Annotated in this window: 16 protein-coding genes; 4 read left to right on the plus strand and 12 right to left on the minus strand. The window is 71.8% G+C overall.

Annotation, left to right across the window (positions count from 1 at the left end; genetic code table 11):
• Nucleotides 1-230: 230 nt before the first annotated feature.
• Nucleotides 231-1,481 (minus strand): metalloprotease, encoded by a 1,251-nt coding sequence (locus ACFV04_RS12535; RefSeq protein ID WP_380528774.1) that lies wholly within the window; start codon nt 1,479-1,481, stop codon nt 231-233.
• 482 nt (nt 1,482-1,963) lie between these two features.
• Between ACFV04_RS12535 and ACFV04_RS12540 the strand changes: the two genes are divergently transcribed.
• A complete protein-coding gene (locus ACFV04_RS12540; protein ID WP_380528776.1) occupies nt 1,964-2,383 on the plus strand; it encodes a hypothetical protein in 420 nt (139 codons plus the stop codon).
• Nucleotides 2,384-2,694: 311 nt separating this feature from the next.
• Nucleotides 2,695-4,311: an alpha/beta hydrolase gene (locus ACFV04_RS12545; protein WP_380528778.1), complete on the plus strand. Its 1,617-nt coding sequence runs from the start codon at nt 2,695-2,697 to the stop codon at nt 4,309-4,311.
• A 111-nt stretch (nt 4,312-4,422) separates the two neighbouring features.
• Here ACFV04_RS12545 and ACFV04_RS12550 read toward each other — a convergent pair whose 3' ends face one another.
• The 4 genes from ACFV04_RS12550 to ACFV04_RS12565 all read right to left on the minus strand — a co-directional run bounded on the left by ACFV04_RS12550 (nt 4,423) and on the right by ACFV04_RS12565 (nt 7,961).
• Complete coding sequence (locus ACFV04_RS12550) at nt 4,423-4,593, minus strand: hypothetical protein (RefSeq protein WP_380528780.1); 171 nt, start codon at nt 4,591-4,593, stop codon at nt 4,423-4,425.
• Between the two features lie 257 nt (nt 4,594-4,850).
• Complete coding sequence (locus tag ACFV04_RS12555) at nt 4,851-6,263, minus strand: DUF2252 domain-containing protein (RefSeq protein WP_380528782.1); 1,413 nt, start codon at nt 6,261-6,263, stop codon at nt 4,851-4,853.
• A gap of 237 nt (nt 6,264-6,500) precedes the next feature.
• On the minus strand, nt 6,501-7,688 hold the full coding sequence (locus ACFV04_RS12560; protein ID WP_380340346.1) for an SPFH domain-containing protein: 1,188 nt from the start codon (nt 7,686-7,688) through the stop codon (nt 6,501-6,503).
• A 36-nt stretch (nt 7,689-7,724) separates the two neighbouring features.
• Nucleotides 7,725-7,961 (minus strand): hypothetical protein, encoded by a 237-nt coding sequence (locus ACFV04_RS12565; RefSeq protein ID WP_380340343.1) that lies wholly within the window; start codon nt 7,959-7,961, stop codon nt 7,725-7,727.
• Between the two features lie 462 nt (nt 7,962-8,423).
• Between ACFV04_RS12565 and ACFV04_RS12570 the strand changes: the two genes are divergently transcribed.
• Nucleotides 8,424-9,734 (plus strand): MFS transporter, encoded by a 1,311-nt coding sequence (locus tag ACFV04_RS12570; protein ID WP_380528784.1) that lies wholly within the window; start codon nt 8,424-8,426, stop codon nt 9,732-9,734.
• A gap of 4 nt (nt 9,735-9,738) precedes the next feature.
• Nucleotides 9,739-10,680: an LLM class flavin-dependent oxidoreductase gene (locus tag ACFV04_RS12575; RefSeq protein ID WP_380340338.1), complete on the plus strand. Its 942-nt coding sequence runs from the start codon at nt 9,739-9,741 to the stop codon at nt 10,678-10,680.
• Here ACFV04_RS12575 and ACFV04_RS12580 read toward each other — a convergent pair.
• The 7 genes from ACFV04_RS12580 to ACFV04_RS12610 form a co-directional block, all read right to left on the minus strand.
• Nucleotides 10,665-12,314, minus strand: coding sequence for a DUF885 family protein (locus ACFV04_RS12580; RefSeq protein ID WP_380340335.1), 1,650 nt, complete (start codon nt 12,312-12,314; stop codon nt 10,665-10,667). The two genes, ACFV04_RS12575 and ACFV04_RS12580, sit on opposite strands and share 16 nt — an antisense overlap.
• A 59-nt stretch (nt 12,315-12,373) precedes the next feature.
• Complete coding sequence (asnB, locus tag ACFV04_RS12585; RefSeq protein ID WP_380340333.1) at nt 12,374-14,194, minus strand: asparagine synthase (glutamine-hydrolyzing); 1,821 nt, start codon at nt 14,192-14,194, stop codon at nt 12,374-12,376.
• A 20-nt stretch (nt 14,195-14,214) separates the two neighbouring features.
• Complete coding sequence (locus ACFV04_RS12590) at nt 14,215-15,378, minus strand: hypothetical protein (protein WP_380340330.1); 1,164 nt, start codon at nt 15,376-15,378, stop codon at nt 14,215-14,217.
• Nucleotides 15,379-15,539: 161 nt separating this feature from the next.
• A complete protein-coding gene (locus ACFV04_RS12595; protein ID WP_380528786.1) occupies nt 15,540-16,901 on the minus strand; it encodes a DUF6002 family protein in 1,362 nt (453 codons plus the stop codon).
• 77 nt (nt 16,902-16,978) lie between these two features.
• Nucleotides 16,979-18,067, minus strand: a complete 1,089-nt coding sequence (locus ACFV04_RS12600) for a branched-chain amino acid aminotransferase (protein WP_380528788.1) — start codon at nt 18,065-18,067, stop codon at nt 16,979-16,981.
• 24 nt (nt 18,068-18,091) lie between these two features.
• Nucleotides 18,092-18,496: a nuclear transport factor 2 family protein gene (locus ACFV04_RS12605; protein WP_380340321.1), complete on the minus strand. Its 405-nt coding sequence runs from the start codon at nt 18,494-18,496 to the stop codon at nt 18,092-18,094.
• On the minus strand, nt 18,493-21,150 hold the full coding sequence (locus ACFV04_RS12610) for an amino acid adenylation domain-containing protein (protein ID WP_380528790.1): 2,658 nt from the start codon (nt 21,148-21,150) through the stop codon (nt 18,493-18,495). The genes ACFV04_RS12605 and ACFV04_RS12610 overlap by 4 nt, the downstream gene beginning before the upstream one ends.
• Nucleotides 21,151-21,168: the final 18 nt, after the last annotated feature.

Here is a 21,168-nt window from a genome sequence, read left to right on the forward strand (position 1 = left end):
CTGAGAGGTCCGGCACTACGCCGGCGCGTGTTCCAGCAGCTCAGCCGGATCGGGCAGATGACATCGGAGGCTCCACCCCGGTCGCACTGGGCACGGCCCGTCGGCATCTGCGCCTCGGCCTGCTTCGGCGCCAGAGCACGAGCACGAGCACGAGCAACCCCGTTGCCTGCCACTGGGCTTGTCAGCAGACAGCAACCAGGGGCCTCCCCCACCTGCGCCGGGACCTCCGGTCAGTACGCGATGGTGTGGTCGGCGATGATCCGGCCGGCCGCGTCCGTGGTGGAGAGACCCGCCCGGGGCCAGCCCTCGGTGAAGTACTGGCGGAAGTCGGCGCTGCGCTGCTCGCCCATCAGCCGGACGGTCCGGTCCCACGTCCCGCCGTCCGGACCGTCCGCGGCCCAGAGGTCGAGCAGGGAGCCGCCGACGCGGCCCTGGACGGCGTCGCCGCGGTCCCACGCGGTGGCGCCGTCGTTGTGCAGGTCGAAGTCCTGGCCGTCAGGGTAGACGTAGCGGTAGTCGCCCAGCGCGTAGGCCGCCGCCGCGTCCGCGAAGGCTTCGGTCCAGGCGCACCCGGGCGTGCTGGCGACGTCGAAGGTGTGGTTCTCGCAGCCCGGGGCGTCCGGGAACCAGTGGTCGTAGAGCTCGAACTGGAGCCAGTGGGACGCCTCGTGGAGGATGGTGTGCCGGGAGGCAGTGTGCTCGTCGGCGAGCACGACGTTGCGGGTGTCGGGCTCCCAGAAACCGCCGACGGTGGCGTCCGGCGCCCAGGTGAAGGTCAGCTCGTCGCAGCCTCCGGTGGTCCGGTGACGGGTCCAGCAGCGCGAGCCCGGGCCCTCGGCGGCCGTCACCTTGCGGTAGAGGTCGCCCACGGTGTCGACGATCTTCCAGGCGCCCTGCCGGTCGGCGGGCACCTTGAGGGTGCCGAGGTCCCGGTTGCCCGCGACGTCGCGCAGCCGCGCGGAGTCGAAGGCGTACTCGGTGCCGCCGGTGGGGCTGATCACCCGCCACAGGTCGCCGCCGCTGGACCGGAACCTCACGTGGGCCTCGGTCAGCTCACCGGCCCGGCCCGCGCAGGCCCGGAACCCGCCCCTTTCGTCGGTGACGCCCGAGGCGAGCAACCGGTCCGCGCCGTCCGTCGAGAGCCGGCCCCACAGTTCCCAGGTGCCGCCGCGGGCCACCGCGGTGGTGAGCCGCTCGACCCCCTTCGTGCCGGCCTCCGCGTCGTGGTGGTCGTAGGTCAGCGCTCCGGTGAGGCACGTCCGGCCGGCCGCCGGAATGGTGGTGGCCGGGACGACGACCGTGGCGGGAGCGTTCGTCGGCGCCGATGCGGCCGAGCCGCCGGCCGTCGACGGGCCGCAGGACGCCACGGTCGCCAGCAGGACGGAGGCGGCCAGCGCCCGGCCCCGGGCGGCGGCCCGCCGGGCGGCGCCCGCGACGGTGGGCGACGGGGGCAGGGCTCGGAAGCGGTCGGACAACGTCAACTCCGTGAGTGTTTCAGGACTTTGGAGGAAGATCCCGGCCGCGCGGACGAGGCCGATCCGGACGACGGCACCGTCCGGCCAGGCGGAAGCCGGCGGTGAAACGCCGACGGCTGAGAACGACCACGCTCCGCGGTTTGCGGACGGCGGCACGGGGAATCCCGGCGGAAGAGCGCGGGATTCGACGAGACTAGACGATCCGACGGGGCCGACGGGCCCGAAGCGGCACCGGACGGCCCGCAGACTTTCCCCGGCGCCTTCCACTGCCGGGTCACCGGCCCGATCCTTGCGGACCGAAGGGTCCCGAACGTCCTGAGTCTTTCGGTGCCGACCGTCATCCTCTCCGACCCCCGCAGCCCCTACGTTGGGCCACGGCCGGGGCACGGGATGCGCCCCGGCCACCCCCGGGCGACAGTCGACGCCCGATCGGTCACGGACAGGGCCGGCCCCCGACGCCGGGCCGGCCGGGGCGGGAGGACGGACGGATGGCAGTGCGCAAGGCCGCCACGATCAAGCAAGTCGAGCAGACGGTGCGGGAGATGGATGTGACCGACCCTCCGCTCACCGTCTTCGGCGTGTTCCTCAATGACAGCCCGTGGCTCTCCTGCCTCGGTGGCGGCCTCGATGCCGACACCTACTTCGTCACCACCACCGCGCGGTCCGTCCACTTCCACCAGGTCAGGACCAGGGGGCTGGGACAGCGGCCGGGCAGCCTCGTCCACAGCCTCGACCGGGATGACGCGGCGCGCCGGATGGGCGAGGTCCGCCGCCAACTGCTCTGGAGCTCCTTCCCGTTCGTCCTCCCCGGGAACGACACGCCCACCCGGATGAACGTCCGCCTCGGCTGGCGGAAGGAGTTCGCACGGTTCACCGCCGACCTGGACAGGGCCGCCGCACGGCGCTGACCCCTGGCGGCCGGCGCCCGGCGCGACGGCCCGGCCAGGGGTACCGGGAAGCCCGGCCCGGGCGGATCGCACCGAGAGATTCCCCGAGAACAGTTCTGACGCATTCTGACGCATCGTCAGATCACGACTCGACCTGATCCGCTGGAAGCGCGAGTCCAGCCGGACACCGCCCCCTCCGCCGGGCACGACGGGACGGAACGCGCCACCCCGCGGGAGGAAGCGCCCCACCGCGCGGGCCCATCGACCGTCGACGGCCGAGGCCGTCCGCACCGAACCACCGTCACACCCGATCCCGCTCGACAGGAACCCCCATGACCACCCACCGGACCGGCCACCGCCTCATGCTGGCGGCGCTCGCCACCGGCAGCCTGCTGCTCACCACCGCCTGCAACGACCTGACACCCGACCAATCGACCGACGCAGGCGCCGTCAGCTCAGCCGGCGCCGCCGCCAAGCCTGCCGGAGCCGACGACCCCCGGCTCGGCGCCTTCTACGGCCAGCACATCGACTGGCACACCTGCCGGCCGGGCTCCGAGAGCCGGCCGGTCGACCTGACCGGGCTGCAGTGCGGCGAACTGCGCATTCCGCTGGACTACACCGACCCGGCCACCGAGGCGCTCGGCATCGCGCTGGTCCGGCTGCCCGCGGCCGATCCCGCCCAGCGGGTCGGCTCCCTGGTGATCAACCCCGGCGGACCCGGCGGGTCCGGCGTGGAGATGGTCGAAATGGGGCGAAAGCTCTTCGACGGCGCCCTGCACAACCGCTTCGACGTCGTGGGGTTCGACCCGCGGGGCACCGGGGCGAGCTCCCCGGTGACCTGTCTGACCGACCGGCAGCGGGACGACCGCGACCAGGTGGACATCCCCGTCGACCCGACGAAACGTCGTGTGGTGCTCGAACAGCGGGACAAGGAGTTCGCCGCCGCCTGCGCGGCGACGTCGGGCAAGCTGCTCCCCTTCGTCGGCACCCGCAACACCGCCCGCGACCTCGACGTCCTGCGCCAGGCGCTCGGCGATCCCAAGCTCAACTACCTGGGCATCTCCTACGGCACCTACCTGGGCACGCTCTACGCCGAGGAGTTCCCCGCCCGGACCGGTCGTCTGATCCTGGACGGCGCGGTCGACCCGGCCGCCGACACCCTGGACGAGTCCACTGACCAGATCATCGGGTTCGAGTCCTCGCTCCAGCACTTCGCCGCCGACTGCGTCCGCGCCCACGCCGCCGAGTGCCCGCTCGGCAGCGACCCGGACACCGCGGCGAAGAAGGCCGCGGACTACCTGGAGAGCCTGCACGACCACCCGCTGGACACCGCCGACGGGCGCAAGCTCACCAGCGACCTGGGCTGGGCCGGCACCCAAGCCCTCCTCTACGGCGACGAGACGGACGCCTGGCCGGCCCTGCGCGCCGCCCTCACCATGGCCATGGTCCAGCAGCGCGGCGACCTCCTCCTCGCGTCCGCCGACCGCTTCCACGGCCGTGACGAGAAGGGCCACTACACCAGCCTCAGCGACTCGCACACTGCGATCTCCTGCGCCGACGGAGCCGCCGCCACGCCGTCCCCGGAACACGCGCAGGATGTCGTGGCCAAGCTCAAGGCCGAGGCCCCGCTGGTCACGCAGGGCGTCTCGGTCGAGGACTACCAGCACGGCAGGTGCGAGAACTGGCCGTTCAAGACCCCCGAGAAGCCGCACGTCGTCCGGGCCGAGGGCAGCGCCCCGATCCTGGTCGTCGGCAGCACGGGCGACCCGGCCACGCCGTACGCCGCCGCGGAGAACCTGTCCAAGGGCCTGGCCCACGCCACCCTGCTCACCCGCGAGGGCGAGGGGCACGGCGCCTTCGGCCGGGGCAACACCTGCATCGACGCGGCGTACGAGGCCTATCTGGTGGCCGGCACGATGCCCGCCCCCGGTACCCGCTGCGCCAACTGACACCCGAGCCCGCCGGCCCGAGGCGAGCCTCCCCTCCTCAGCCTCGGGCCGGCGTCCCCCTCCCCGGTCCGTCCGACCATGCCCTGACCGGGCGGACCGGGGAGACACCGGTCAGCGGCGCGATGCGCGGCGGGCCGGCGGCGCGCTGCGCGTCCGCCGGTCGACCGGCGCCTTCTCCAGGTCGTCGAGCTGCGCGGTGATCGTGGCGCGCAGGTCGTCGTCCTCGACGTGGTGGTCGCGGAAGAGCGTGCAGCCGTCCACATCAGGTTCGCGCAGAGACACGCCGGCACCCGGCCCGTCCGCGCCCCCACCGGCGCCACCGGCGCCACCGGCGCCACCGGCGCCACCGGCGGCACCGACGGGATGCCGACGTCCTCGGGCCGGGCCAGCTCGACGGGGTCCCTGCCACCGATTCCGACGTCGACGACAACTGCCCCTGTGGGAGGCGGTGGTGGCGCGCAGTAGCGGTCCGCTGTCGGTTCGCCCCGGACGGTCCTGTCCTGTCTGGGGCGCGGTGCGCACGCTGTCCGGGAGGGCGTTCACACCTCAGGGTGACCGCGGCGGCCGGCCTGCAGGAGCGCCCGGTGGTCCCGTTCGTTCTGATCGGCGTACGACTCGGCGAACACGGCCAGCGCGCGGTCGAAGGAGGTGCCGCGGCCGAGGTAGGCGGCGATCGCGATCCGGTCACCGGATCTGGCGTGCGCGCGGGCCAGGGTGGCGCCGCACAGCTCGCCGAACGCCCGCATGCCGCGCGGCACCATCTCCTCCGCCACGGCGATGCCCTTCCAGTCGCGCAGCTGGCGGATGTAGAAGTCCCGACGCCGGCCGTCGATGCCCTCCACCCGCTCCCAGCCGAGGAAGATGTCGCCCGCGGCCTGCATCAGCCGCTGGCCGGCGACCACCCGCTCACCCTGGTTCGAGTACCGGCCGGCTCCGACGTGGGCGGCCAGGACGGACTCGTCCGCCTCCTTGGCCTGCAGGAACAGCGGGTCCCGGCCGTCCTTCCCGAGCAGCAGGAAGATCCAGCAGCGGGTGCCGACGCTGCCCACGCCGACCACCTTGCGGGCGACGTCCACCAGCCGGTAGTCCTCCAGCAGGGTGCGCCGGTCGGTGGACAGGGTGCGGGCGTAGCGCTCGACCAGGTCACGGAACAGGCGTTCCAGCTCCCCGCGGGTGACGACCGGGACCAGGTCGGACAGCGGTACGAGCAGCGGCGGGTCGGCCGCGATCCGGACCCGCCCGTCCACCGTCTCGGTGAGCTTCTCGAAGACCTGGAGGTTGTCCCGGGTACGGGCCTTGGTCAGGGCGTGCGCGAGGTTCTCGCGTCCACGCTTGTGGATCCGGTCCTCGGCCAGCTCCCGGAGGCGGCCCGCGTCCATCTTGGTGTACCAGACGTCGAGGTTGCTCATGTCCGCGAACCGGGCCATCGCCTCGCGGTACGACCGCACCGTGGCCCGCACGATGTCCGAGCGCTCGTCGTCATCGAAGCCGTTCGCCCGGGCCGCGATGACCAGGCTCGCCGACAGCCGTTTGACGTCCCATTCCCAGGGGCCGGGCAGGGTCTCGTCGAAGTCGTTGATGTCGAACAGCAGCTGCCGCTCCGGGGAAGCCAGCAGCCGGAAGTTCAGCATGTGGGCGTCGCCGCACAGCTGCGCCCTGATCCCCGAGTCCGGCGAGCCGGCCAGGTCGGACGCCATGATCGCGGCGGCGCCCCGGTAGAAGCGGAACGGAGACTCGCTCATCCGGCTGTAGCGGATGGGCACCAGCTCGGGGACCCGGCGGGCCGACTGGGCCGCCAGGATGCCCAGCGGATCCGGCCGGTCCTTCGACGGCTCGTACCAGGCGTGGCTCGACCGGGGTGCGCGACGGCGGGCCGCCTTGCCGCGGACCGCCCGCTCCTCGGGAGTGGCGCGCCGCACCGCGCGCATCGCCGTCGCGGATTCCTGGGACATCGCGGGCCTCCTGACCGGATCCGTCACCACGGTCGTGGGCTGATCGACGCCCGGACCGGGCTTCCAGGAGAGCGGCCACCTCCCGGCCGCACCGTGCTCTCACTACCGATCATCGCGGACCGCCCCCGGTCCGGCATCACCTGGCGCACTCCCCGGCCCGCGGCGCCGGGGCTTCAGGGCTCCGGGGCTTCAGGGCTTCGTGGTTTCGAGGTTTCGGTGCTCCGGAACTCCGGGGCTTCAGGTGCCCTCGGGGTGGTGCGGTTCGGCTTTGCCGACGGCGGGCGCGGCCGTCGGGTGCTGGAGGGCGTGCAGGATGGCGAGGCCCTGGCTGACGATGCCGGCCGCCATCTGGTTGACTCCGTCGCTGCCGTTGAGGACCGTGAGATCGGCTCCGGACATGCCCCGGGCGGCCGCGTCCGCGAGGGCCGGAAGGTTCTCCACGATCCGGTTGGCGGCGATGAGTTCCTGGTTCCCGCCGCGCAGGGAGTCGGCCCGGGCGATGTTGGCGTCCGCCTGCGCCTGGGCGAGGGCCCGCTCGCCGTAGGCGTTGCCGTCCGCCTCGAACTTCACCCGGTCACGGGCGGCTTCGGCCAGCGTCCGCTGCCGGTACGCCTCCGCGTCCGCCGGGCGGCGCACCTCCGCCTCCAACTGCTGCGCCGCCAGTGCGGCCCGGCGCTGGGCGAGCGCGGTCTGCTCGTCGATGACGTCGTGGGACGCCCGGGCCTCGGCGAGCGGGCCGGACTGGGCGGCGCGGGCCCTGGACTGCTCGGTCTCGGCGAGGAACCCGGCCCGTTTGATCGCGGTGTCACGCTCGTACTCGGCCTTCAGGGCAGCCGCCTGCTGCTCCCGTTCGGTGGCCTCCTGGTCGGCCTTGGCCTGGGCGATCCGGGCCTGGCTGGCGACCGCCGCCACGTGCGGCGCGGCGAGGTTGTCGATGTAGCCGGTCGAGTCCTCGATCTCCTGGATCTGCAGCGCGTCGACCACGATGCCGAGCTTCTCCATCTCGCCGTGGCTACCCGCCATCACCTCCTGGGCGACCCTGCTGCGTTCCCGGATGATCTGCTCCACGGTCAGTCCGCCGACGATCGACCGCAGGTGGCCGGCGAAGATCCGGCCGACGAGCTCCTCCATCTGGTCCTGTTCGGAGAGGAAGCGGCGGGCGGCGTTGGCGATCGACACGGCGTCGTCGCCGACCTTGAACACGCAGACCGCACGCACGGTGAGCCGGATCCCCTGCTGGGTGACGCAGTCCTCGGCGATCTCCGCCTCCCGCAGGGCCAGGGAGAGCATCCGGGCCTTCTGCTTGACCGGCAGGACCAGGCTCCCGTGGCCGGTGACGATGCGGAACTGGGTGTCCTGCGCCTTGTGCTTGGAGCCGGAGATGAGCATCGCCTCGTTGGGGGCGGGAACGTGCCAAAAAAACATGACCAACCACCTGACTGTCGGGACTGCGACCCGTGGCTAGGCCGGAAGCAGCTCGACGATCACCGAGCGGGCCGAGATCGCGTCCACCACGACCACCCGGACATCCCGGCCGACCGGCTGCGAGCACCAAGCGGCGAACACCTCCGAACCGCCCCGCAGGGCGACGAGGACCTCGCCCGGACCGCCCGGCGGAATGGGCACCGTCACCTTGCCGACGGCGCCGACCGGGCTCTGCCGGGAGTCGTCGGCCGGGGGCACACGCTCGCGCGCCATCGGCACCTCCGGTCACCAGGCCGCCGCACCCGAGCAGTGGAACCTCCACCTGCGGACACCGCCCCCGAAGGGCCCGGGTCCCGGGCCCGGTCACGCGTCGAGGACACCTCCGGCATCCGCCGACGGCGGTTATGCCTCGACGCTTCCACGGTACTCCGGCGCGGGCCCGCCGGACGCGGGCGTCAAAGGGACCCCGCTCCTCGGTCGCGGCTGCGCGGTGAGCGTGGTGGGCCGGACACGATCGGCCACGCCGCGAAGGTGCCGACTGACGCATTTGTGGCTGTTGCACCACCGCCTGACCATCGAAGGACCACTCGCTGGAACTCGAATGAACCGACGGAACGTCGCGAGAGAATCGAGGCCACCGCGGGTGGCCCCTTCAAGGACTCTTGAGAACCTCCCGGCACCCTGCTAGGTTCGTCCGGAGATATTGTCACCTCTCCTACCCGGTAGGAAATTCAGATGCCACTATCCTCCCGAATTGGACTCTTACGCGATCCGAATTTCAGGCTCTTATTCACTGCCACCGCGCTCGGCCAGCTGAGCGATCGCGTCATCTTCCTCGCACTGCCGATGGTGGCAATCGTCTCCTTGAAGGCCGACCCGTTTCAGGTCGGCTTGCTGAGCGCAACGACCATGGCGGGATCACTCCTGATCGGGCTCCCGGCGGGCGCCTGGGTGGAGCGCATGCGGAAGCGCTCGGTCATGATCACCACCGATCTCGCAAGGGCACTCTTCCTCCTGACCATCCCGGTGGCGTGGGAACTGGATCTGCTGACCATCTGGCTGCTTTACGCGGTCGCCTTGGTTCACGGATTATTCACCGTCTTCTTCGATGTTGCCTACGTCAGCTACCTGCCGCACCTGGTCGGACGGAATAACCTGGTCGAGGGGAATTCGAAACTCTCGGCGATACGCTCGGTGACGAGCATCAGCGGGCCGGGGGTATCGGGTCCGCTGATCGGCTGGATCGGAGCCCCAGCGACGCTGGTGGCGAGTTCGATAGGAATGGCCGCCTCCGGCCTGTTCGCGTGCGGTATCCGAAATCGCGAGCCGGAGCCGGCCCCGGCGCCGCATGAACGCCCTCGATTGAGTCGCGACATCATGGAGGGGCTGAGGTTCGTTCTTTCGTATCCCATCCTCCGCACGACCATGCTCACGGATGGGGTGTTCAACCTCTTCCTGGTCATGTACCAGACCATGTTGATGGTCTTCCTGACGAGGCAGCTGGGCCTCGGCGCCACCGGGACCGGCCTCATCCTGTCGGCCATGGGCTGCGGCGGTCTGCTGGGCGCACTGCTGGCGGCCGGAATCTCGAAGCGGGTCGGGCCAGGTCCGGTCATCTGGATAGCGCCGCTGGTCACCTGCCCGCTGACCCTCGTGATGCCGATGGCGCAGCCGGGCTGGACCGTGTACGTCGCCGCCCTCGGACTCGTGGCCCTTTCACTGGGTGGAGTCGTCCGCCTGGTGGCCCAGGCGAGCTTCCAACAGGCCCTCACGCCGGATCGGCTCCTGGGCCGAACGAGTGCGACGGCCCGCTTCGTGTCATGGGGCGGCCTTGCGCTAGGCGGACTTCTGGGTGGCACCTCGGGCTCCGCGTTCGGAGCGGCACATACCTTGTGGATCGCCGGCACCGGGATGACGCTGAGTGCTCTGCCCGCCCTTCTGTCACCCTTGCGGACCATACGCGCCCTGCCCCTGGAAAAAGACCACGAGCAGGCACCGGAGAAATTGTCGGAAGGAATCCCGGCCGACACGGATCAGCAGAGGTAGGTCAATGCGCATCGGAGTACGAATCCTCCCCTCCGAGAGTTGGAAGGTTGCCCGACACCATTGGCAGCTGGCCGACCAATTGGGCTTCCATCATGCCTGGACCTACGACCACGTGGCCTGGCGTGAACGCCTCGGACAGACCTGGTTCGCCGCCGTGCCGACACTTGCGGCCGCCGCCGAAACAACCCGGAACATCCGCCTGGGTACGCTGGTGTCCTCGCCCAACTTCCGCCATCCCGTGCCGTTCGCCAAAGAGATCGTGACGCTCGACGACCTTTCGGACGGACGTTTCATCGTGGGCCTCGGCGCCGGCTCCGGTGGTGTCGACGCCCAAGTCCTGGCCAATGAGCCGTGGTCGACGGCCGAGCGCTCCGAAAGGTTCCATGAATTCGTCGAGCTGACCGACCGACTGCTCCGCACGGCGAGCACCGACTACCAGGGGCGATACTACGGGTCCGCCGGAACCTGTATCGACCCCAGCGGCCAGGCGCGCTCCAGGATACCGATCGCCGTCGCAGCCACCGGCCCGAAAGGAATGCGAACTGCCGCCCGCCATGCCGACATCTGGGTGACCAACGGATACTCCCCGAAACCTGGGCTGATCGCACAGAGCGTCGAACCCGCCCTGGTACGACACCAGATCACCGGACTGGCACAGATCTGCCGTGAGGAGAATCGCGATCCGCTGGGTCTCCGCAGGCTCGTACTCCTCGGCCAGGACCGATCGGTCCTCGAATCGCCGGAGGCCTTCATCACTGCCGTGAAGCAGTATGAGGAGGCGGGTGCCACGGATCTGGTGATTCCCTTTCCGCACGACACACCGACTGCTCGCCGGGACATGAAGGTGCTGGAGCGGATAGCGATCGAAGCGCTCCCGCAGTTTTCGGCCGGCAGCTCATCTCAGCCTCGGGCTGGAGGCGGAGACCCGGATCAGCGGGACGACTGAGCGCCCAGGCGCCGGGCGGCGTCCAGGTGGCTGCGGTCGCCGAGGAGTTCCCAGCGTTGCAGCGCGAGCGGAACGTTGCCCTCACACCACATCCGGCCGAGGAAGGCGGAGAGGTCGAAGGCGTCGCCCTCACGCCGGGCACAGTCCGTCAGGAGCCCCTCGATCTGGATCTTGCCGATCAGATAGCTCAGCCCTTGGCCCGGGTTCCCACCGAAGAAGGCCGCTTCCTCCCATGCCGTGCCGGGATCCAGCGGAATCCGCTCGGCGAGCCGGTCGGCGGCCTGCTCCAGGGACAGCTCGCCGGCCGCGAGGGAGACGTCCACCTCCACCCGCAGGGCGCGCAGGCGCATCGCGTTCACCACGAACAGCGCGCCCGCCGGACTGTCCTCGAACAGTCCGGCCTGCAGGGCGAGTTCCTCGGCGTGGAATGCGATGCCCTCGTTCGCCGCCGAGTCGTAGTAGTGGCGCCGCAGCGGGTTGGGGTGGCGCCAGGACAGCGCCGCCTGCCAGGCGTGCACACCCTCGTGGACGATTCCCGCGCGCGGGTCGTGGGCTTCCACGCGCTGGAAGTAGGGCAGGTCCGCTCGGGGTTCGTTGATGTACCGCACGGCGTCGTCGTCGGGGCGCCGCACCGAGGAGATGTCGTGCGGAACGCTGAGCCAGGCCAACGGCGCCAGGTAGGGCGGCATCGGCGCGTTGCGGTAGTGACGCAGACCGTCGGGGAGGTCGACGAGGCCCGCGCCGCGCAGGAAGGCCCGGACGTCCTGCTCGTCGACGCGCTGCCGCGCGACCTGCCGCGCGGAGTCGGCGAACAGCGCCGGCTCCGGGACGTCCCGGTGACGGCGGCGCAGCACCAGTTCGGCCGAGGCCGCGCGGGCGTACTCCTGGCGGCCCATGTCCAGCAGCCGCTGCGCCGGGTACGGCAGCAGGGCCACCCGGTGCAGGAAGTAGCGGAAGGCCGCCGGGCCGGGGCTGATCGGGGCGCCGAAGGCCGGCAGGTGCTCCCGGAGCCAGTTCCGGTAGTCGGCGAGGGCCTGCTGCGCAGCGGCCGTGGCCGCGGCGAGCTCCTGCGGCGCGGTGGTAGCCAGGAACGGGGCCAGCGCCGTCATGGCCGTGCCCAGCGCCTCGTCCGCGGTGTCGAGCAGGCGCAGCGCGTACTGCGCGAACGGGGCTGCCGCATGCCCGGTGAGGTTGTCCCTCGCCTGTTCCAGGAGTTCGGGCACCCGGCCCAGCAGGGCGATCACGTCCCGGCCCCGGGTGTCCGGCCACGGCGGCGGCTGGAGCAGCAGGTTGTGGACGGGTACCAGTGCCTGGTCGAGGTAGAAGCAGGGATTGCGTCGCCAGCCCCGCAGGAGGTTCAGCTCCCAGTGGGCCCGGGCCAGCGCGGAACCCAGCAGGGCCGCGTCGACCCGGGCTGCGACCGGCTCCGGCGAGAGGTCGAGGTCACCGTGGCGGCGGGTGAACTCGGCCAGGACCCGTCGCCGTTCGACGACCGCGCCGTGCGACCAGTCGGGCAGCCAGCCCGACGGTCGCTCCACCCGGGTGATGTCGTCGTAGGAGTCGGGTTGGGCCGCGGTCCGCCACGTCCAGAACTCATCGGACAGGCGGTCGAGTTCGTTCCTGGCACTGCCCATTGCCGTCTCCTCGTCCTCGATTCGTCCTCGATCGGTCGCACACCCGGGCCGTCACGCCGTCACGCGGTCATCGACACGTTGTACGTCCGCATCCACCGGTCCACCTCGATCAGCGGCAGCAAAAGGTGCAGGTTGTCCGCCATGGTCATCATCTCGCTGCGGCCGGCCGCGAGTTCCCGCGCCCTGGGTATGTCCAGGAGGTCGGCCAGTCCGGAGCCGCCGCCGTCCAACACCGTCTCCAGCGCGGCCCGTACGGCCCGGGCGTGGGCCGGCGCGAAGGTGGCGGGGTAGGCGCTCTTGCGGCGTGTGAGCACCTCGGCCGGCAGCAGGTCCGCGACCGCGGCGCGCAGCAGGCTCTTCTCCCGGCCGTCGGCGACCTTCATCTTCCAGGGGACGTTCCACACGTACTCCAGGAGCGTGTGGTCGCAGTAGGGCACCCGTACCTCCAGGCCCAGGGCCATGCTCATCCGGTCCTTCCGGTCGAGCAGGTAGAGGAGGGGGCCCTGCAGGCTCAGGTAGAGGACTTCGCGCATCCGGGCCTGGAGGCCGGACTCGCCGGTCAGTCGGGGCACCCGGGCCCGGAGCGTCGCGTAGCGGTCGCGTTCGTCGTCGTCCGGGCGGATCCGGGCCCGGACGTCGGGCGCCAGGCAGTCCGTGAGGCGGGGGCTGTTGCCGAGCCACGGGAAGGTGTCGCCCCAGACGGTGGCCCGGTCGAAGAACCAGGGGTAGCCGCCGAACACCTCGTCGGCGGCCTCCCCCGACAGGGCGACCGTGGACCGCTCCCGGACCGCGCGGAAGAGCAGGTACATGGAGGCGTCGAACTGGCCCAGGCTGGGCAGGTCGCGCGCGCGGAGCGTCTCCGGTACGACCCCGGCCAGGTCCTGCGGGTCGAGTGTGATCGCGGTGTGGTCGACGCCCAGGTGGGCGGCGGCGGCCAGGGCGAAGGGGGTGTCGCGTTCCGGGCGCAGGACGGTGGCGCGGAAGTCCTCGTCGGCGCCCTCGAAGTCGACGGAGAAGGAGCGCAGTCCCGGCGGCTGGTGGGCGGCGGCCAGGGCGGTGACGGCCGACGAGTCCAGGCCTCCGGACAGCAGGGAGCACAGCGGTACGTCCGAGACCAGCTGGTGGACGACGACGTCCTCCAGGATCTCGCGGACCCGGGCCACTGTGGTCTCGGCGTCGTCGTGGTGCTCCTGGCTCACCAGCCGCCAGTAGGGCGTCTCGTGGGCTCCGGACCGGTCGAAGCGCAGCAGGTGGCCCGGCTGCAACTGGCGCAGGCCGGTGAACGGCGTCTCCCACGGCATGGACAGCCGGGGGTTGAACAGGATGGGGAGCTTGTCCTCGCTGGTGCGCGCCGTGAACAGCGGATTTGCCAGGACCGCCTTGGGCTCCGAGCCGAACAGCAGGCCGCCGTCGTAGGCGTGGTAGTACAGGGGCTTGACGCCGAGCCGGTCGCGGACGAGGAGTAGTTCCTCACGGCCGGCGTCCCAGATCGCGAACGCGAACATGCCGGTCAGGTGGTCGACGAACGCGGCGCCCCACTCCAGGTAGGCACGGAGCACGACCTCGGTGTCGGAGGCCGTCTCGAACCGGTGCCCGCGCCCGGACAACTGGGCACGGAGCTCACGGAAGTTGTACACCTCACCGCTGTAGGTGAGCACCACCGGTGCCTGAGCCGCGCCGCGGCGGGCCAGCATGGGCTGCTTGCCGCCCTCCAGATCGACGACGGCCAGGCGCCGGTGGCCGAGCGCGGCGTGCGGAGCGCACCACACCCCGTCCGAGTCGGGGCCCCGCCGGTAGAGGGTACCGGTCATGGCCTCCACGGTCTCGCGTTCCAGGGTGAGGTCCCGGGAGAAGTCGATCCAGCCGGCGATGCCGCACATGCGCACTCCTGGTGCAATCGTCAGGGAAGGTCGGGGTGGACCACGGGTGCCCGCCGCGGCGGGGCGGCGGGGACGGTGGTTCCTTCGGGGCCGGCGAAGAAGTCGTCGAAGTGGACGAGCCGTTGCCCTTCGACGCCGGGGCAGCTCCAGCGCAGGTCGAGCCTGGGCGGGCGGTCGTCGTCGTGGAAGTGGACCGCTTCGAGCGCCCCGGCCCGGCCGAAGCCGAGCACCGGGTTGGCGGTCAGGAAGTCACGGACGGACGGGCTGTCCCGGCAGACCCGGAGCAGGAGCCGCTTGTCGGCGAAGTGGTTGGCCGGCAGGGACACTTCCGGGTGCAGCTTGCGCTTGAACTGGAAGATCCCCTTGCTCAGGAACGGCTCGCACCCCGACAGGTCCACCCGGGTCAGGCCGTGCCCGGCCGCCCATTGCAGGATGAGCACGTACATCGCCATGTAGGTGCCGGAGTCGTACGCGCGGGCTGCGCCTCCCTCGACGCCCGCCAGGCGGATCACCAGGGTCGGGCCCTCCAGGCGGCACAGCATCCCCGCCACCCGGTGGTCGGACTCCCGCAGGAAGAACAGCACTCCTCGTCGGAAGAGGCAGGTCCGCGCGCTCTCCCGGTCCTCCGAGCGGGCCGCGTCACCGTGCCTGCCCACCATGGTCGGCCGGTGCATGCCGTCGTAGAAGGCGGCGAAGTCCTCCTCGCCGGTGGCCACTTCGAGCGTGCGGCAGTGGGAGCGGAGCTCGCGCACGTGCTGCTGTCGGGCCTTGCGCGAGACCCTGCCCAGGATGTCCGGCCGGTCGGGCCCCACCGGCACCGCCAGGCTCACCCGGAACGGCAGCAGCAGGCTGTGGCGCGGCAGCCGGGCCGGGACGCGGTCGGTCGGCATGCCGACCGCGAGGAGGTCGGCGCCCGGGGCGGCGCGACCCGCCAGCAGGTCGGGCCAGGACGTGCTCCGCCCGGTGCGGTGCGACGCGGTACGGCGCCGCTGCTCGAGGAAGGGCAGGACGTGCGTCAGGCCGTGGGGAAGGCCGCCGTACGCCAGCACCGGCCCTTCGCCCTCCGGCCGGGACCAGGTGACCCGGGGCCGCGCGGCGAGGACGGCGTCCGCCAGGGTGTGGGCCCGGAGGATCCGCGGGTCGGCGCTGTTGTTCCAGGCGTACCGCCACTTCGGTGGAATCACCGGGCCGCCGCCGTGTCCCCGTCGACCGGTCCGTGGCCGGCGTGCCTCGGACCGCACCGGGTGACGGTGGCCCGGTGGATCCCTGGTCTGAGCATGCTGCGGAACATCGCCGTCGCCCTTCGGGTTCGTCAGGGTTCTCGTGGGGGGGTCGCTGCCGGGGACTACGCGCGGGCGGCCGCGAGGACGACCTCGGCGAGGTCGGACGCGGTCCGGACGCGGGTGATGTGCTCGTCGCGCAGCGGGGCGAGCAGTTCGTCGCTGTAGTAGCCGGAGGCGTGCACGACCACGTCGACGTCCTGCGCGATCAGGCGGCGTTCGCGCGCCACAAGTACGCCGGTGAGCGCCTTCACCAGGGACCACTCCCGGATCGATGCCGGGTCGGCGGCGATCGTGATACCGGCCTCGGCCCCGATCGAGCGCACCTCGTCGTACCGGTCGAGGCACTCTCGGCGGGAGACCACGACACCGCCGCCGCCGTGGCGCGCGACGATCGCGTTGACCTGCGCCCGGGTCGGCGGCTCCTTGGTGTAGAAGGTCGCGTCGATCACCTCCTCGGGGTGGTCCGTGACCGCGGGGAACGCGGCGGCCGTGGACTGCCGCCACAGGCCGGAGTCGTCGTCGTAGGTGTAGTCGGGCACCTTCGTGCCGAGCAGGCTGGTCACCATGTCGGCCGTGGCGAGCTGCTGGATCAGGAAGAAGCCGGGGTGCCGGGCGGGCACAGGGAAGCCGGTCGAGCCCTCGGCGAGCAGCCGGTGCCCGAGGTGGTAGCCGAGCAGGCCGAACGCGCTGGAGACGGCGTGGGCGTGCACGCGAGGCGCGGACTGCTCGGTGAGGGGCAGCAGTTCGGCTTCGACGAAGGCGCGCGCCGCGTCCGCGATGCGGTAGTTGTCGAGGTCCAGGGTGTACCAGATGCGGAAGCCGGTGGTGTCGAGGATCTCGTCGGTGTACGCGTCCACGACCTGACTGCTGAGCAGTTTCACGTCGGCCGCCTGCTCGACGTCGGCGAGGACCACCGGGTTGGCCGTCCGCAGCACCGGATCGGCGGTCAGCGGGCAATCGCGCAGCTTGGTCCGCGACTCCTCGGGGGCGAGCATGACGATCCGCAGCTCGTCGGGGGTCGCGAGGCCGGTCTCGTAGGCGCGGGCGACGGCGTCCCGCAGGGCGGTGCCCTTGTTGCCGGAGGTGGGGGTGACCAGCAGCACCCGCTCGCCGGTGCTGCGGACGTGGGCGGCGGCCCGGGCGATCATCAGCAGTGACGCGACCGTCTTCGTGGTCCGCGCGCCGGGGTTGCGCATCAGGTCGAGCAGGTAGGTCCGCGGCCGCACCTGGGTCAGGCCGACGTCGGTGACCTCGGTGAAGCGGGTGAACGCTGTTGGCTTGGAGGCGAGTTGCAGAGGTATCTGCGGTGGAGTGGTGCGTTCGGCGTCCGCCTTGCGCGCGGCCGCCTGAATCTGGGGGAAGTACCTGTCGAGGACGTTGTGCACGACACGGCCGGCATCGGCCGCCTGACCCGCAGCGGACATCGGGGGCTCACTCCTTTGGGGAAGTTCTCGGTTCGACGATCTGGACGGGCATCACCCGGACCGGGCCGCCCGCTGTTTCACCGGCGTCGGTGGTCGACCGGCGAGTGCAGCCAGCCGTCCGGGTCGGCGGCGAGCCCGTGGTGCAGGTCGGTCAGTGCCGAGCGCAAGGCCAGCGTCACCGGGCCGGGCTTCCCGCTCCCGATGGTCCACTCGCTGCCGCGGTCGACGACCCGGTGGACCGGGGTGACCACGGCAGCGGTCCCGCAGGCGAACGCCTCGGTCATCACGCCCGCCTCGCATTCGGCGCGCCACCGGTCGAGGGAGATCCGCTCCTCCACCGGCTCGTGGCCCAGGCGCTCGGCCAGCGTGAGGATGCTGTCGCGGGTGACGCCGGGCAGCAGGGTGCCGGTCAGCGCGGGAGTGACCACCTGAGCCCGGTCTCCCCCGCCGCGGACCAGGAAGATGTTCATCCCGCCCATCTCCTCCAGGTAACGCCGCTCGGCCGCGTCCAGCCACAGGACCTGCTGGCAGCCCGCCGCCTCCGCCTCCCGCTGGGCCAGGAACGAGGGGGCGTAGTTGCCGGCCACCTTGACGTCGCCGGTGCCGCTGGGAAACGCCCGGCTGTAGGTGTGGCTGGCGAAGACCGAGACCGACTCGACACCGTCCCCGAAGAAGCCGCCGGCAACGAAGGCCATCACCAGGAACCGGTAGGTCCGCGACTCGCGCAGCATCAACGAGGTGTCGGTGGCGAACATGATCGGCCGCACGTAGATGCTGTGTGCCGGGTCGTCGGAGAGGCTGCCCTGGTCCGCGTCGATCAGCCGGTCGACGGCCGCCACGAAGGTCTCCACGGACAGCTCGGGCATCGCCAGCCGGCGGCAGGACCGCTGGAAGCGCCGCGCGTGATCGTACGGGCGCCAGACACCCATCGAGCCGTCGGCGCGCCGGTGCGCCTTCAGCCCCTCGTACGCGACCTGGCCGTAGTGGAGGCCGAGCATCCCCGGGTGGATGCGCAGGTCCTCCAGCGGGGTCGTCCGGGCCTCGGACCAGCCCTCGGCCTCGGACCACTCCATGCTGATCATGTGCTCGGTGAACGACTCGCCGTGGCCGGGTTGCTCCACGACACGGCTGCGCGGGGCGGCACCGGGTTCGGAGATGGCGGACATGGGTGACTCCTTGGGGCTGTGGTCTCAGACGAGGGGGGCGAAGAAGTAGGTGTCGCGGCTGGAGAACAGGCCGTCGGGGCGTACCGAGAAGCCGTCCGCGAAGCGCAGGTCCACCGGCTCGCCGTCGTTCAGCACGCCGTGGAACTCGCCGAAGACGCCGACCTGGTGACCGTCCGTGAGCAGGGTGGTGAGGGTGTGCCGGCCGGAACGGATCGTCCGTTTCCCGCCGTAGAAGCCCGACAGGCCCTCCGGACCGGTCATGGTCTCGTAGCCGGGGCGGCGGTACCGGGCGTCGGGGGCGAACAACGCGGCCAGGCCGGGCACATCCCCGGTGTCCACCAGGTGGTAGAAGCGGCGGACCACGCGGATCGCCGGCGGCTCGGAGCCGGAGCCCGCAGAGTCGTCGGAACGTACGGGACCGGGCGTCATCGCGTTTCCTTCCTGGACCGGGCGCGCAGCACCGGTCCGGCTTGACGGACCACCGTGAGCCGGCCGGCGAGGACCGCGACCGTGGGTGCTTCGAAGACCGCCTTGATGGTCAGCTCCGCCCCGAGGACCGAGCGGACCCGGTTGACCAGCTTCGTGACGTGCAGGGAGTGACCACCGAGGTCGAAGAGGTTGTCGTCGGGACCGACCCCGTCGACTTCGAGGACCTCGCCGACCAGGCCGCAGAGGACCCTCTCCTCCTCGCTGCTCGGCTCCCGGCCGACCGCGCGTGGAGCGGGGCCGGGGGCCGGCAGCGCGCGGCGGTCGAGCTTGCCGGTCGCCGTGATCGGGAGCGAGTCCACCACGACCACGGCGGAGGGCACCAGGTGGTGCGGCAGCCGGTCGGACAGGAACGCCCGGACCTCGGCCGGATCCACGCCGTCACCGCCGGCCCTGGCCACGACGTACGCCACCAGGCGCTTGTCGCCGGGGACGTCCTCGCGCACGACGGCCGCCGTCCGCGCCAGCGCCGGGTGCTCCGCCAACGCCGCCCGCACCTCGCCCGGTTCGATCCGGAAGCCGCGGATCTTCACCTGTTCGTCGGCGCGCCCCAGGTATTCCATCACCCCGTCGTGACGCCACCGCACCAGGTCACCGGTGCGGTACATGCGCTCGCCGGGCGCGCCGAAGGGACACGCCACGAAGCGCTCGGCGGTCGGACCCGACTGGCCGACGTAGCCGTGCGCGAGGCCGACGCCGGACATGTACAGCTCGCCCACCACGCCCGGAGCCGCGAGGGCGAGTTCGTCGTCCAGCACGTACAGGCCCTTGCCTCGCAGCGGCCTGCCGACCGGGACGGAGGGACGGGAACCGTCTTCGGCGGTGATGCGGTGGGTCAGTGTGAAGATCGTCGACTCGGCCGGCGAGTACCCGTTGACCAAGCTGATCCGGGGGAAATCCCTCACCAGCCGCATCACGTGGTGGACCGAGGCCGCCTCCCCACCGGTCATCACCTCCCGCAGGCCGGTGAAGGTCTCCGGATGCTCGTCCAGGAGGAAGTTCAGCAGGCTGGCCGAAACGTGCAGCGTCGTGACGCCGTGCTCCGGCACGAGGGCGGCGATCGCCGCCGGTTCGGGCCGCTGTCCCGGCTGCAGGACGCACGCGCCGCCGGAGAGCAGCGCTCCGAACAGCTCCAGTGCGAAGGCGTCCCACGACACCGGTGAACACTGCAGCCACACCCGCGAAGGCGTCATGTCCGCGAAGTCCTGGCCCAGCATGGTGCCGACGATCGCGCGGTGCGGTGTCAGCACGCCCTTCGGCACGCCCGTCGAACCCGACGTGAACATCACGCACACGGCGTCCTCGGGACCGGCGCGGTGCCCGAGCCCTCGGGCGGGTTGCCGGGCTGTCGTCGCCGCGTCGGTGTCCACGCACACCACGGTGTCCGGGCGCTGGCGCAGCCGGCCGGCGAGTTCGCTCCGGGTCACCACGACCCGTGCGGAGGCGAGGGCGATCAGTGCGTCCACCCGGCCGGCAGGCAGGTCGGGGTCGAGCATGGTGTAGGCGGCGCCGGCCTTGAGCACCGCCAGGACGGCGACCACCTGCTCGATGCCGCGCTCCAGGTACACGCCGACGGTGTCCCCACGCCGCAGTCCGATGGCGACCAGGTGGTGGGCCAGCCGGTTCGCCCGCTCGTCCAGCTCGCGGTAGCCGAGCCGCTCCAGGCCGAGGACCAGGGCGACGGCGTCCGGTCGCTCGGCCGCCCGCCGCTCGAACACCGCGTGCACCACCTGCGCCCCGGGTTCCCCGGGCGGCCCGGCCGACGCGCCGTTCCAGTCGGTCAGGAGGGTGCGGCGTTCGGCGTCCGACAGCAGGTCCAACCCGCTCAGCGGCCGCCGCGGGTCGGCCAGCGCCGCGCCCAGGAAACGGACCAGGCGCTCCGTCAGGGCGACGGCCGACTCCCGGTCGAAGAGCGCGGTGGCGTACCGCAGCAGGACCTCGGCACCGGTCGCGCTGCCGTCCGCGGCGTGCCCCTCGGCCAGTTCCACGATCAGATCGGGGCCGGCCACGGTCCGGCCCGACGTTCCCGCCCCGTCGACCGTGCCGACGAGCCCGGCGCGGCCCGTGGCCTCGTCCCGCGCCGCCAGCATGATCTGGAAGAGCGGGTGCCGGTCCCCGGCGTGGGTCGGGCAGAGGTCCGCCACCAGCTGTTCGAAGGGCAGGTCCTGGTGGGCGCGGGCGGCACGGTCGGTCTCCCCGACCCGGCGGACGAGCTCCTGGAAGTCCGGGTCGCCCGACACGTCGGTGCGCAGGACGAGCCGGTTGACGACGCCTCCGGCAACGTCGTCGCCGGCACCGGTCCGCCCGGGGACGGGGGTGCCGATAGGCAGGTCGGTGCCCGCTCCCAGCCTGGAGAGCAATCCCGCCAGCGCCGCGTGGACCACCAGGAGCACCTGTACCCGGTGCTGCCGCGCGAAGGCGGTCATCCGCTGGTGCAAGTCGGCCCCGATCCGGGCCTCATGCACCCCGCCGCCGCGGGACGGCACGGCCGGACGCGGCCGGTCGGCGGGTATCGCGAGTTCCTCGGGCAGATCCGCGAGGGCCGCGCGCCAGTACCGCAGGTGGTCCTGCGCCTGTGTCGGAGATGGTGGCGTCATCGAGCTTTCCCCCAGAGT

Source organism: Kitasatospora sp. NPDC059599, from assembly GCF_042735125.1.
In the GTDB taxonomy this organism is placed as follows: Bacteria; Actinomycetota; Actinomycetes; order Streptomycetales; family Streptomycetaceae; genus Kitasatospora.

Excerpts from the sequence above, each read along its gene's own strand:
- ACFV04_RS12540 (WP_380528776.1), top strand. The coding sequence starts at position 1,964 with ATGGCAGTGCGCAAGGCCGCCACGATCAAGCAAGTCGAGCAGACGGTG.
- ACFV04_RS12545 (WP_380528778.1), top strand. The coding sequence starts at position 2,695 with ATGACCACCCACCGGACCGGCCACCGCCTCATGCTGGCGGCGCTCGCC.
- ACFV04_RS12555 (WP_380528782.1), bottom strand. The coding sequence starts at position 6,263 with ATGTCCCAGGAATCCGCGACGGCGATGCGCGCGGTGCGGCGCGCCACT.
- ACFV04_RS12560 (WP_380340346.1), bottom strand. The coding sequence starts at position 7,688 with ATGTTTTTTTGGCACGTTCCCGCCCCCAACGAGGCGATGCTCATCTCC.
- ACFV04_RS12565 (WP_380340343.1), bottom strand. The coding sequence starts at position 7,961 with ATGGCGCGCGAGCGTGTGCCCCCGGCCGACGACTCCCGGCAGAGCCCG.
- ACFV04_RS12570 (WP_380528784.1), top strand. The coding sequence starts at position 8,424 with ATGCCACTATCCTCCCGAATTGGACTCTTACGCGATCCGAATTTCAGG.
- ACFV04_RS12575 (WP_380340338.1), top strand. The coding sequence starts at position 9,739 with ATGCGCATCGGAGTACGAATCCTCCCCTCCGAGAGTTGGAAGGTTGCC.
- ACFV04_RS12580 (WP_380340335.1), bottom strand. The coding sequence starts at position 12,314 with ATGGGCAGTGCCAGGAACGAACTCGACCGCCTGTCCGATGAGTTCTGG.
- asnB (WP_380340333.1), bottom strand. The coding sequence starts at position 14,194 with ATGTGCGGCATCGCCGGCTGGATCGACTTCTCCCGGGACCTCACCCTG.
- ACFV04_RS12595 (WP_380528786.1), bottom strand. The coding sequence starts at position 16,901 with ATGTCCGCTGCGGGTCAGGCGGCCGATGCCGGCCGTGTCGTGCACAAC.
- ACFV04_RS12600 (WP_380528788.1), bottom strand. The coding sequence starts at position 18,067 with ATGTCCGCCATCTCCGAACCCGGTGCCGCCCCGCGCAGCCGTGTCGTG.
- ACFV04_RS12605 (WP_380340321.1), bottom strand. The coding sequence starts at position 18,496 with ATGACGCCCGGTCCCGTACGTTCCGACGACTCTGCGGGCTCCGGCTCC.
- ACFV04_RS12610 (WP_380528790.1), bottom strand. The coding sequence starts at position 21,150 with ATGACGCCACCATCTCCGACACAGGCGCAGGACCACCTGCGGTACTGG.